The sequence below is a fragment of the Aeromicrobium halocynthiae genome, assembly GCF_039531385.1.
Taxonomy (GTDB): Bacteria; Actinomycetota; Actinomycetes; order Propionibacteriales; family Nocardioidaceae; genus Aeromicrobium; species Aeromicrobium halocynthiae.
Genome location: NZ_BAAAPY010000009.1, coordinates 108,558 through 120,635 on the forward strand (window position 1 = coordinate 108,558; position 12,078 = coordinate 120,635).

Below are 12,078 nucleotides of genomic sequence, written 5' to 3' on the forward strand. Positions count from 1 at the left end.
AGGTCCATGGCCCACTCCTGGAACGACGACGTCCGCCTCGCGCACGTCCTGGCCGACACCGCCGACAACCTCTCGATGGAGCGCTTCGGTGCCATCGACCTGCAGGTCGCCACCAAGCCGGACATGACGTACGTGACCGACTCGGACCAGGCCGTGGAGGCCGCGATCCGTCGCCACCTGCGAACGGCCAGGACCCGCGACGACGTGCTGGGCGAGGAGCAGGGTGCCGCCGCCGGCACGTCCGGCACCCACGAGCGTCGGTGGATCATCGACCCGATCGACGGCACCTCGAACTTCGTGCGGGGGGTCCCCGTCTGGGCCACCCTCATCGCCCTCGAGGAGGAGGGCGAGATCGTCGTCGGCTGCGTCTCGGCGCCTGCACTGGGTCGGCGCTGGTGGGCAGCGAAGGGCTCGGGGGCCTTCACCGGCAAGTCCTTCATGCAGGCGCGGGAGATCCGCTGCTCGCAGGTGGCGTCACTCGACGACGCCTCCTTCTCCTACAGCGCCGCCGAGAGCTGGGAGGACATCGGTCAGGAGGAGGCCTTCGCCGCGCTGACCCGCCGCTGCTGGCGCACCCGCGGCTACGGCGACTTCTGGTCCTACATGCTGGTCGCCGAGGGAGCCGTCGACATCGCCGCGGAGCCCGAGCTCAAGGTCTGGGACATGGCCGCGCTCGACGTCGTCGTCACCGAGGCCGGCGGGCGGTTCACGAGCCTCGCCGGCGAGCCCGGCCCCTGGGGAGCGAACGCGCTGGCCACCAACGGCCGCCTGCACGAGGCGGCGATGGCCTACCTGGGCCACTTCCCCGACGGCGCCGAGCTGCCCGGCTGGACCGACGAGGAGCCCCCGGCGGACGGGGACGACGCCCCCGAGGTCGAGGGCAACGTGCGAGCCCTGACCTTCGGCCGACGGGACCGGACCGACCCCTCCTGAGGCTCGTCGCGAGGGTGTGACCTGGCCTACACTGCCCTCTACCGACCCCAGGAGGAGCCATGCGCGTTCGCGACGTCCTGTCGTCCAAGGGCAGCACCCAGATCTTCACCATCGCACCCGACGCGACGGTCCGCGAGCTGCTCGACGCTCTCGCCGAGCACAACGTCGGAGCGCTCGTCGTCAGCGACGACGGCGGCGCGACGATGCGCGGGATCGTCTCCGAGCGCGACGTCGTCCGCAAGCTGCGCCACGTCGAGAACGCCCGCGAGGCCACGGTCGAGAGCATCATGACGACCGACGTGCGCCGTTGCGGTCCCGACGACCCCTTCGCCTCGCTCATGGGCACGATGACCGAGCACCGCGTCCGGCACGTGCCGGTGGTCGACGACGACGGCCGGCTCGTGGGCGTCTTGAGCATCGGCGACGCCGTGAAGCACCGCATGGAGCAGCTGGAGTTCGAGCGCGACCAGCTCAACAGCTACGTCTCCGGCGGCTGACGCCGGTAGCCTCGGCCCCGTGTCGAACGGCCCGGGACAGCGCCTGCGTCTGCCCGACGCCGAGCTGACGTGGCGCTTCAGCCGCTCGTCCGGCCCGGGCGGACAACACGTGAACACCTCCGACACGCGCGCCGAGGTGTCGTGGGACCCCGCCACCTCGTCCGCGCTCACCCCGGTCCAGCGTGACCGTGTCCTCGTGGCCCTGCGCGCTCGACTGGAGTCCGGTCTCCTGACGGTGGCGTCGTCGCGCTACCGCTCCCAGCACCGCAACCGCGAGGACGCTCGGTCCCGCTTGGAGGACATGGTCGCCAAGGCCGCTGCCGCGCCGGCACCGCCCCGTCGCCCGACACGGGCGAGCCGGCGCTCGCGGGAACGCCGACGAGCCGCCGAGCAACGGCGAGCCCAGGTCAAGCGGGAGCGTCGCGGCGACTGGGGCTGATCGTCCCGGTCGACGGCACACGGCCGATCAGGACGCGGGCTCGGCCGGCTTCGTCGGGGCTCCGATGTCGGACGGGTTCCCATCGGAGGACCCGGAGTCGGCCGCGTCGTCCACCTCGGAGGAGTCGTCGGTCTTCTCGTCGGCGTCGGGCGCCTCCTCGGCGGCCCCCTCGATGTCGCCGACCTGCGCGATCCCCTCGTCGGTGTCGTCGTCGGCGCCCTCGTCGACCTCCGTCCCCGCGGGGGACTCGTCGGTCGGGTGGCCCGGCACCTCGGTCGAGAGCGTGTTGGCGTTCTCCTCGGGGACGTCGGGTCCGGGTGGGTCGTTCGGCACCCCGGGGGCGTCGGACTCGACCTCGTCGCCGGGCCGTGGGCCGTCGGTGGACTCGCTCATCGTGGGGCTCCTGACGTCGCTGTGGTGGTGCCTCCATCGTGGGCGCGATCGTCGGGCGATGCCAATCGAGCACCGGAGACGAGTCGAGCACCCGTCGTCGACGGGTGCTCGATCCGGTGGGAAGGGCCTGCCGGCCGGGTCAGTGGCCGCGGCGCTCCTCCGCGGCGTGCGTGAAGAGCTCCGAGAACGCCGGGACGCTGTCGACGAGCTCGGCGATGGCCTCCGCGGTGAAGTGCAGCGCCTCGATGCGCGTGGCAGCGACGACCGATGCGCTGCGCAGCTGGCGGTCCAGCAGCCCGATCTCGCCGATCACGCCGCCGGGGCCGACCTCGGCGATCTTCTCACCGCCACGACGGACGTCGACCGTGCCGTCGAGCAGGATGTAGGCCTTGTCCGACGGGGTGGTCTCGAAGATGATCGACCAGCCCTCGGGGACGCGGACGCTCTGGCCGGCCTTGACCAGCGTGGTGGCGTCCTTCTCGCCGAGGCTGGTGAGCTCCTGCAGACGGCGCACGAGATCCTTGTCGACCTTGTCGGGCTTGAAGGGCATGGGATGGTCCTCTCGGGACGGGATGGTCAACCGCTCGGCCGCGATCTTCCCACGAGTGCGTCGAGGGTGTCCACGGATGACGCCGACGTCCCGGGCGCGTCGCACGCCGGTCCGCGAGGACGGGGAGCACTACGATCGGGAACCACCCCGACGAAACGAGCGCGCATGTCCCACCCCCTGCGAGGGTCGCTGCTGCTCGGCTCGGCCGATCAGTCCATCCGGCGGCTGAGGGTCCGCATCCAGGTGCTCCTCACCGTGCTGCTCGTCGGAACGAACCTCATCGGCGCCGGCATCGTGCTGATCCTTCGCCTGTTCGTCCTGCCCGGTGGCGACCCGACCCCGGCCTACGGGCTCGCCCTGGCGATCGCGGCGCCCACCTACGTCGGCGTGGCGGTCGTGGTCGGAGCGGTCATGGGCACGATCATCTGCATCCGTCCCCTGCGCTGGGCACTGCAGGGCCGACGTCCCACCGCTCACGAGCGCCGCACGGCGCTGCGCCTCTCGGGACGGCTCACGGCGATCCAAGGCGTGCTGTGGTCGGTGGCGGTGGCGCTGTTCACGATCCTCTCGGCGGCGATCCAGCCGGCCGCGGCCCTCAGCGCCGGCCTGTCGGTCGCGATCGCCGGCACGGTGGTGTGCACCATCGCCTACCTCTTCAGCGAGTACGCCTTCCGACCCATCGTCGCCATGGCGCTGTCCGACGGCCCGCTCGAGGACGTGGCCGGGACGGGTCTGCAGCGACGCATGGTCGTGTTCTGGTTCCTCGGGACCGCCGTCCCGATCATGGGCATCGTCGCCACCTGCGTCGCCGCCATCACCTACCAGCCGATGACCGTCCAGCGGGTCACGCTCGTCGTGCTGAGCCTGACCGGTGTCATCCTCGTCTTCGGCCTACTGGTGACCGTCCTGGACGCCCGCGCGGTCGTCGGTCCGGTCGAGTCGCTGCGCGAGGGCGCCGAACGGGTCCGCGACGGCGACTTCAGCATCGCCATCCCCGTCGACGACAGCACCGAGCTCGGTCTGCTGCAGGCCGGCTTCAACCAGATGGCGGCGGGGCTGCGCGAGCGCGAGCGCATCCGCGACCTCTTCGGGCGCCACGTCGGCCGCGACGTCGCCGAGAGCGCGTCGGAGGACGTCGAGCTCGGCGGCGAGGCGAGCACCGTCTCCACCCTCATGGTCGACCTCGTCGGCTCCACGTCCTACGCCGCGGACCGCGACCCCACGGAGGTCGTGGAGGTGCTCAACCGCTTCTTCGCCGTCGTCGTCGAGGAGGTCACGCGCCAGGAGGGACTCGTCAACAAGTTCATGGGGGATGCCGTCCTCGCGATCTTCGGCGCCCCTCGGGCGATCGACGACCACGCCGGCGCGAGCCTGCGAGCGGCGCGGGCGATCGCCGAGCGGCTCGGCGAAGAGGTCGCGGAGATCCGCGCAGGCATCGGTGTCTCGACCGGGACCGTCGTGGCGGGCAACGTCGGCCACGAGTCGCGCTTCGAGTACACCGTCATCGGCGACGCCGTGAACGCCGCGGCACGCCTGACCGAGCTGGCCAAGGACGTGCAGGGCGGTGTCCTCGTCACGTGGCGCACCGTGCAGGAGGCGCAGGGCGACGAGTGGCGCGAGTGGCAGGAGGAGGGCGAGCAGACCCTGCGCGGCCGGTCCGAGCCCACCGCCGTCGGACGGCTCGTCTCCCCTGCCGACGACCGGTCCTCCGCCGACGCCACGGCGCCGGGCGCCGCCCAGGGGTCGGCGGGCCAGGAGTAGACGGGCCAGGAGTCGGCGGGCCAGGAGTAGACGGGCCAGGAGTCGGCGGGCCAGGAGCGGACGTGCGGGCGTGAACGCGCCCGGATGGAGGGACCCGGGCTGCACCGACGCTGTCAGGCGTGCGCGTCGGCCCGCAGGGAGCGGGCCTGCTCGATCCGCTCGGCCTCCTTGGCGTCGGCCTTCTCGATGCCCGCGGTGTCACGCGGCGGGAGCAGGATCTCCTCCTCGGCGGGCATGCCCTCCTTGAGCTCTCGTCGACGCTCGAGCTCGACGTCCAGCTCCGCACCGAGCAACAGGGCGATGTTGGTGATCCACAACCACAGCAGGAAGACGATGACGCCGGCCAACGACCCGTACGTGGCGTCGTAGTTGCCCGCCATCGAGACGTACAGCCCGAAACCTCCCGACGCGAGGATCCAGACCAGCACGGCGAAGGCCGCTCCGCCACTGAGCCACCGGAAGCGGGGCTGCTCGACGTTCGGCGTGGCCCAGTAGAGGATCGCGATGATCCCGACCACCATGAGCAGCACCACGGGCCACTTGGCGACGTTCCAGACGATGACGGCGGTGTCCCCCAGCCCGACCACGTCGCCGACCGATCGAGCAACCGGCCCGGTCAGCACGAGGGACAGGATCGTCAGTGCGTACAGCACGACCACGACGAAGGTGACGAGGAGCATCGCGGGCCGCAGGCGCCAGATCGGACGCCCTTCGCGGACCCCGTAGATGCGGTTCAGGGCCCGGCCGAAGGCCCCGACGTAGCCGGAGGCCGACCACAGCGCGCCGAGCAGGCCCACGACGAGTCCGAAGCCGGCGGCCGAGCTCTCGGTGAGGGACTCGATCGTGGGCCGGATCGTCTCGATCGTCTCCGCCGGGACGAAGTCGCCGGCGATGTCGAGGACCGCCTGCACGGTGCTCGCACCCTGGCCGAACACGCCGAGCATCGAGACGAGCGCGATGATCGCCGGGAAGATCGCCAGGACGGAGTAGTAGGTGAGCGCCGCCGCGAGGTCGGTGCCCTGGTCGTTGGAGAACTTCGCGAGGGCGGTCTTCAGGGGGTACGTCCACGACGCGGCCTCGGGGGCGTCGCCCTCCGACTCCTCCGCCTTCCGGTCGCCCTCCTGGTCGTGCCCGTCGTGCTCCAGTCGCACCTCCTGGCGACGACGCTGCCAGAGCGCCAGGTAGCCGGCGGAGACGGCCGCCACCACCCAGGCGATGACGGTGGGTACGGGGTCACGTCGCGGCGACATGGTCGGCTCCCTCTCGAGGCGGGTCGGTCCTGAGCGATGCCTGAACTCTGTCAAAGCCTGGGCGGCGGTGCACGTCCGCAGCCGATCGGACACCGCCCTAGGGCGATCGGACACCGCCCCTAGGGACGGTGGATCGCGAAGACCCTCGCGGGGAAGCCGGACCCGCGTCGCGGCTTGGGCCACGACGCCACCACGAGCGCACCTGCCTCCGGGACGCGGTGCAGGCCAGTCATGAGCTCGATCTGCCACCGGTCCTGCTGCAGGAGGTAGAGCTCCAGGCCGTAGTCGCCGGCCGAGGTGGCGCTGCCCGGGTCGGTGTCGGTCGTCTCGTGGCCGATGGCGCGGATGCCGCGTTCGGCGACCAGGTGCTCCAGGACCGGGCGCGACCATCCCGGGTAGTGGGCGGTTCCGTCGCCGTCGACGTTCGCGATCGCCTCCGCGTCGGGCCACCGTCGGCTCCAGTCGGTGCGCAGCGCCACGAACGCCTCGGCGGGGACCGTGCCGTTGCGGGACTCCCAGGCGGCGACGTCCTCGACGGTCGGGACCGCGTCCGGGTCCTGGGCCACCCGCTCGGAGATGTCGATGACCACGAGGGGCAGGATCATCTGCTGCACCGGGACGTCGTCGAGGGTGCGGGCGCCGTCGACGAAGTGCGACGGCGGGTCGACATGGGTGCCCCACTGACCGACGATCGTGTGCCGGTGGACCGCGAAGCCGTCGGGCTCGACCTGGAAGACCTGCTCGCGCTCCTCGTCGGGAAATGCCGGGAAGTGCGGCATGCCCGGGAAGAACGCGTGCGTGAGGTCGGTGAACACGTGATCGCGGACGAGCTGCTCGCGCAGGCTCCACAACGGGTGGTCGCTCGGTGTGCTCATGGGGTCTCCCTGCTCGTCGCGGCATCGGTGCCGTGCACCCCGTCGGGCGTCCGGCTCTCGTGCGCCAGCCTGACACGTCGGTCGGGCCACCTCTCAGGTCGTCCTTGCTAGCGTCCTCACGGCACCGCCGCCGGGCTCGCGCCCGACCCGTCCCGACGCCAGGAGAAGATCGTGTCCACCACCAAGAAGTCCATCGCCGCGCTCGTCGCGGCCGTCCTCGTGCTCAGTGGCATCGCCGCGGCGAGTGGAGCGTTCGGTGCCTTCGGCGGTGGCGACGAGTCGGGGCAGGACACGGCGCAGGAGGCTCCTGATGCCCAGGCCCCGGACGTCGAGGGTCTCCCCGACGTGGTGGCGGTCGTCAACGACGACGAGATCGCTCGCGACGACTTCGTGCTGGCCTACGAGAACCAGTTCGCGCAGCAGTCGCTGCAGGCACAGGCCGAGGGCCAGCCGATCGACCAGGACGCCCTGAAGCAGCAGACGGCCGACGGTCTGGTGAACAACCTGCTGTTGATCCAGGAGGCGCAGCGCCGCGGGTTCGAGGCCACCGACGAGCAGGTCGACGAGTCGCTGGAGACCTTCGCCGAGCAGAGCGGCGCCGGGTCCTCCGACGCCTACCTGGAGACCCTCGCCGAGCAGGGTCTGGACGAGGACGAGGTCCGGTCCCAGCTGGCCGACCAGGTGCTGCTGGACCAGCTCTTCGCCGACGAGGGCGCCGACGAGGAGCCGAGCGAGGAGGAGCTGCGCGAGCTCTACGACTCCGTCACCGAGGGTCAGGCGGGCGCCGAGGGCCAGGAGCTGCCGCCCTTCGACGAGCTGCGTGACCAGCTCGCCGAGCAGGTCTCCTCCCAGCGCGAGAGCGAGATCGCCCAGTCGCTGATCCAGCAGCTGCGCGAGGACGCGCAGATCCAGGTCAACCTCTGATCGAGCTCGTCCGCGCTGCCACGGACCTGGAATAGGTGAGGGTTCAACCAGGTTGACCTCGACATGAAGCGCATCGGTTTCCTGTCCTTCGGTCACTGGTCGGACAACCCCCACTCGGCCACCCGGTCGGCGGCGGACGTGCTGCACCAGTCGATCGACCTCGCGGTCGCCGCCGAGGAGCTCGGCGCCGACGGCGCCTACTACCGCGTGCACCACTTCGCCCAGCAGCTGGCGTCGCCGTTCCCGCTGCTGGCGGCGGTCGGGGCACGTACCGAGCGCATCGAGATCGGCACGGGCGTCATCGACATGCGCTAGCGCATATCGGGGTTGCAACACTGATCCACGTAAGCTTGGTTGCATGGTCGAACTGGTAGCGCTGAGGAAGACGAACGAGGTGGCGGCCTACGTCCGCGCCTCCATGGACCGCAAGGGCGACCGCTGGACGGTCGATACCCAACTGAGGAAGATCAGGGCACTGGCCGAGGCCAAGGACTGGAACGTGGTCGAGGTCTACGAGGACAACGCGGTGTCGGCGACGAAGAAGCGTCGAGCTGGTACCCGCTGGGCCGAGATGCTGGACGACGCCCGAGCAGGTCGGTTCTCGATGGTCGTCGCCGTGGACATGGACCGACTGCTGCGGAGCACGAAGGACCTCAACACGCTGATCGACCTCGGCCTGCGCGTCGTCACAGTGGACGGCGAGATCGATCTCTCGACAGCGGATGGAGAGTTCCGGGCGACGATGCTCGCAGCACTCGCCCGGTTCGAGGCACGGCGGAAGGCGGAGCGGCAGATCAGGTCGAACGAGCGCCGACGTGCCGAGGGCATACCTGCGTCCACCTGGAAGGCGTTCGGCTGGACGCGGGAGGGCGAAGTGATCGAGGAGGAGGCCGCCGCCGTCCGGCGGGCCTTCGACGCGTTCCTCGGCGAGCCATCGCTGTCGATCCGGCGCATCCGTGAGGACCTGAACAACGCCGGTCATCTCACCGCGCGCGGGTCCGAGTTCTCCGTCGATGCCGTGCGGTACCTCCTGGCGAACTCGCTCTACGCTGGCTTCATCCGCCACTACAAGACCGGCGAGCTGTACCCTGTGCAGGGCGAGGCGTTCCCGCCCATCGTCGGCGAGCAGACGTGGCGGGCCGCGGTGGCGAAGCTGGAGGACAACGTGCGGAGGTCGGCGAGGCAGGGCAATCAGCCGAAGTACCTCCTGTCCACGATCGGCCTCTGTGGGAAGTGCGGCGCGACGCTCGTCTCGGGGACGAACAGCCGCAAGCAGCCGACGTACCGCTGTGGCGAGCAGTTCCACCTCACCCGCCAGCGCGAGCCCGTCGATGCGATGGTCACCGAGGCGGTGCTCACGCGCCTGTCGTCCGTGGACGTGCACGACCTCGTGATGCCGCAGGAAGCCGCCGGGCCGGATCGCGAGGAACTGCTGACCGAACGGAACGCCCTGGTAGAGCGGGTGAAGGAGCTGAGCCCGCTGCTGCGCGACATCCATCAGCCGGTCCTGGAGATCACGGCGGCGATCAACGACGTGAAGGCTCGCATCGACGAGATCGACGCGGAGCTGCTCGAGCGCTCGGTGTCGGTGGCGGCGAAGCTGCTGGCGGAGGTGGATGAGCCGGTCGGCACCACGGAGCGCCGCGAGGTTGTCGAGTCGAAGTGGAAGGCGTTGGACATGGACCGTCGCCGGATGCTCGTGGACGAGCTGGTGACCGTGACCATCGAGCCCATCATGCCGGGTCACGTGAAGTTCGACCCCGATCTCGTGCGGATCGAGCCGAGACGCGACTGACTCATGACTCGACTCGTCATTGCACTGGTGAGTCGAGTCATGGGAGAATGGTTGCAGACAAGAAGATCCCACCGGGGCCGCGACTTAGAAGCGCGGGGTTCTGCTCCCGGATGAGTAGCCGGTCAAACAGCCCAATTACCGTGGCGGGGAACCGGAAGATACTCATGTCTGAGGACTTCCGATGTCTGTCGTTATCGACGTTCCCCGCGCATCCGCGCTCGTCCGCCCTGGCCTCGATCAGGGTTCCACTCCTTCTCCGCAGGCAGACGGCCACGATCCCGTCATCGCCGCCGCCCGCGCCGCTGGCCGCCGAGCCGGTGAGCGCCTGGCACTCACTCCGCTGACCCCGCGCCAGCGCGCCGCCGTTGCCTCTGTGATGGGCGGTGGTCGCTGATGAGCGCGAACTCCGCCGCCTTCGATCACTTGACCGGCTTCCGCTGGCGTCAGGGCGACCCGTCCCTCGCCGACGCCGAGGCCCAGCTTTACGACCTCGGCGTGCTCCGCTCTGTGCTGGAGGAGGCCGTCGAGATCGCCGTCGCCGACGCCCGAGCCGATGGGGTGACCTGGGCCAGGATCGGCGACGCCCTCGGCGTCACGCACCAGGCTGTCATCAAGCGCTACGGCCGGGGCGGTGGTCGCTGATGTACGCCGACGCACGCAACCTCAGCACCGCTTCCACCGACCTGACCCCGCCCGGAGGGCCTGGCCTAGCACCCGCCGAAGGCGGGCTGCCCGTCGTCGTGATGACTGCCCGTAGCCGTGCTTCGCACTCCAAGAGTTACGAGACCCTCATTCGTTCCTACGGGCGCGGCAAGGGCTTGTCGATTGCCGCGCCTTGCAACAACTTGCCTGGTCAGCGGACTGTTCCGCCCTCGCTCCGTCGCGTGGTCCCGCGGGATCATTTGGGGTCTCATTTGGGGGTCAATAGGGGGTCATTTAGGCGCCGCACTCCCTCTGAGGCCCGCCGCGCCGTCCGCGGCGGGGGTGGTCGCCGTGGCTAAGCAGGGGCGTGATGCAGCCGTAGGTGACAACTGACTTCTGGTGCGCGGCACCAGGAGAGAGGATGTCGCTATGCCTGCTCCGTATCCGCAAGAGTTCCGCGATGACGTGGTCGCGGTCGCTCGTGGTCGAGACTCCAAGACCACGTTGAAGCAGATCGCCGAGGACTTCGGGATCGCTGAGGCCACGCTCACGAACTGGCTCAAGGCCGCCGACGTCGAGGACGGCAAGCGCCCGGGTGTGACCTCGGATCAGGCTGCCGAGCTGCGTGAGCTGAAGCGTCGCAACCGGTTGCTGGAGCAAGAGAACGAGGTCCTGCGCCGAGCGGCGGCGTACCTGTCTCAGGCGAACCTGAAAATGGGTGGCTCCTCAAAATGATCTACCCGCTCGTGAGCGAGCTGGCCGCAGGCGGGATCCCCGTCACGGTCACGTGCCGGGTTCTGAAGCTCGCCCGCCAGCCCTACTACCGCTGGCTCGAGGAACCCGTCTCGTCCGCTGAGTGGGTGCAGGCGCATCGAATCAATGCCCTGCACGATGCCCACGCCGAGGATCCGACGTTCGGCTACCGGTTCCTCGGTCACGAGGCGAAGAAGGCGGGCTGGTCAATGAGCCGCCGGACTGCCTGGGCGTTGTGTTCACAGGCCGGGATCTTGTCGGCTGCGCAGCGTCGCCGCCGCGGCAAGGGCACCAAGACCGGGCCGCCGGTCTTTGACGATCACGTGCAGCGGATGTTCACCGCCGACGCCCCGAACCACCTCTGGTTCACCGACATCACCGAGCACTGGACCGCCGAAGGCAAGCTCTACTGCTGCGCGATCAAGGACGCCTGCGGACACCGCGTCGTGGGCTACTCGATCAGCGACCGGATGCCCGCCTCGCTGGCCGTCGACGCACTCAACAACGCCGTCGCTCGTCGCAAGGCCGAGGGCCACGACGTCGCCGGCTGCATCCTGCACGCCGATCGGGGCAGCCAGTTCCGCTCCCGCAAGATGGGCCACGCGTTGAACCGCCACGGCATGGTCGGCTCCATGGGACGGGTCGGCGCGGCCGGAGACAACGCCGCCATGGAGAGCTTCTGGTCGCTGTTGCAGACGAACGTGCTCAACCAGCGACGTTGGGCCACCCGCCAGGAGCTGCGCCTCGCGATCGTGGTCTGGATCGAACGCAAGTACCACCGGCAGAGACCCCAGGACTCACTCGGCGGGTTGACCCCCATCGAGTACGAGGACAAGATCACCACCAACGCAGCAGCCGCTGCCTAAACAACACCTGTCACCCGCGGCTGCATCACGCCCCAGGAAAACAACCCGACGAGCATCGGGCTCACGCAGTACCTCGATCCGTCGTACTGGGCCTGGGCTGCCGAGGACCCGAACGGGGCCGCGCTGCTCCAGCAGGGTGCCGAGGCGATCCTCGCCTACGTGGTGCAGCGGCTCGAGGCCACCGGCTGCGAGGTCGTCGAGGCCTACGGCATCGTGCACGACAAGGACGAGCGCGAGGTCTGGAGCGACACGGAGAAGGCCCTGGTGGTCGAAGGTCAAGTCCCCTGGAGTGGTGTAGCGCTGCGTGACCCTCTCGGGGTTCAGGCGGTCAGTGCTGGGAGGTCCTCCTTCTCGATGTCGGTGCCGCCGGTGGCGACGATGGTGAGGCGGGACTTGGCGA

The 12,078-nt window shown here is 69.9% G+C and carries 12 protein-coding genes and 2 pseudogenes; 10 read left to right on the forward strand and 4 right to left on the reverse strand.

Features of this window, described 5'->3' with window-relative positions:
* The first annotated feature begins 6 nt into the window (after positions 1-6).
* From hisN to arfB, 3 genes are read left to right on the forward strand one after another with little or no spacing between them, the layout of a single operon-like run.
* The gene (hisN, locus tag ABD213_RS12405; protein ID WP_344329090.1) at positions 7-933 is read left to right on the forward strand and encodes a histidinol-phosphatase; all 927 of its coding nucleotides are present in this window, start codon (positions 7-9) and stop codon (positions 931-933) included.
* 59 nt (positions 934-992) lie between these two features.
* Entirely contained in the window at positions 993-1,430 is a 438-nt protein-coding gene (locus tag ABD213_RS12410) for a CBS domain-containing protein (protein WP_344329094.1), read from the forward strand.
* A gap of 19 nt (positions 1,431-1,449) precedes the next feature.
* Positions 1,450-1,869, forward strand: a complete 420-nt coding sequence (arfB, locus tag ABD213_RS12415) for an alternative ribosome rescue aminoacyl-tRNA hydrolase ArfB (RefSeq protein WP_344329098.1) — start codon at positions 1,450-1,452, stop codon at positions 1,867-1,869.
* A gap of 27 nt (positions 1,870-1,896) precedes the next feature.
* Here the strand turns inward: arfB and ABD213_RS12420 are convergent, their stop codons facing one another.
* Positions 1,897-2,262, reverse strand: a complete 366-nt coding sequence (locus tag ABD213_RS12420; protein ID WP_344329103.1) for a hypothetical protein — start codon at positions 2,260-2,262, stop codon at positions 1,897-1,899.
* Positions 2,263-2,401: 139 nt separating this feature from the next.
* Complete coding sequence (locus ABD213_RS12425) at positions 2,402-2,812, reverse strand: cyclic nucleotide-binding domain-containing protein (protein WP_344329107.1); 411 nt, start codon at positions 2,810-2,812, stop codon at positions 2,402-2,404.
* Between the two features lie 165 nt (positions 2,813-2,977).
* Between ABD213_RS12425 and ABD213_RS12430 the strand changes: the two genes are divergently transcribed.
* Entirely contained in the window at positions 2,978-4,573 is a 1,596-nt protein-coding gene (locus tag ABD213_RS12430; protein WP_344329111.1) for an adenylate/guanylate cyclase domain-containing protein, read from the forward strand.
* Between the two features lie 113 nt (positions 4,574-4,686).
* Here the strand turns inward: ABD213_RS12430 and ABD213_RS12435 are convergent, their stop codons facing one another.
* Together ABD213_RS12435 and ABD213_RS12440 are read right to left on the reverse strand one after the other, a co-directional pair.
* The gene (locus ABD213_RS12435) at positions 4,687-5,823 is read right to left on the reverse strand and encodes a YihY/virulence factor BrkB family protein (protein ID WP_344329115.1); all 1,137 of its coding nucleotides are present in this window, start codon (positions 5,821-5,823) and stop codon (positions 4,687-4,689) included.
* Positions 5,824-5,942: 119 nt separating this feature from the next.
* The gene (locus tag ABD213_RS12440) at positions 5,943-6,698 is read right to left on the reverse strand and encodes a cyclase family protein (protein ID WP_344329119.1); all 756 of its coding nucleotides are present in this window, start codon (positions 6,696-6,698) and stop codon (positions 5,943-5,945) included.
* 171 nt (positions 6,699-6,869) lie between these two features.
* Between ABD213_RS12440 and ABD213_RS12445 the strand changes: the two genes are divergently transcribed.
* The 6 genes and pseudogenes from ABD213_RS12445 to ABD213_RS12475 form a co-directional block, all read left to right on the forward strand.
* Positions 6,870-7,622: a SurA N-terminal domain-containing protein gene (locus ABD213_RS12445; protein WP_344329121.1), complete on the forward strand. Its 753-nt coding sequence runs from the start codon at positions 6,870-6,872 to the stop codon at positions 7,620-7,622.
* Positions 7,623-7,685: 63 nt separating this feature from the next.
* Positions 7,686-7,937 carry an LLM class flavin-dependent oxidoreductase gene (locus ABD213_RS12450; RefSeq protein ID WP_344329123.1) on the forward strand — a complete coding sequence of 84 codons (252 nt, stop codon included), beginning with the start codon at positions 7,686-7,688 and terminating at the stop codon, positions 7,935-7,937.
* 43 nt (positions 7,938-7,980) lie between these two features.
* Positions 7,981-9,417, forward strand: a complete 1,437-nt coding sequence (locus tag ABD213_RS12455; protein WP_344329125.1) for a recombinase family protein — start codon at positions 7,981-7,983, stop codon at positions 9,415-9,417.
* A gap of 393 nt (positions 9,418-9,810) precedes the next feature.
* Positions 9,811-10,059, forward strand: coding sequence for a hypothetical protein (locus ABD213_RS12465; protein ID WP_007321353.1), 249 nt, complete (start codon positions 9,811-9,813; stop codon positions 10,057-10,059).
* Between the two features lie 429 nt (positions 10,060-10,488).
* Positions 10,489-11,678: pseudogene (locus tag ABD213_RS12470) on the forward strand (IS3 family transposase).
* A 147-nt stretch (positions 11,679-11,825) separates the two neighbouring features.
* Positions 11,826-12,078, forward strand: a pseudogene (locus ABD213_RS12475) (hypothetical protein); the annotation flags it as partial.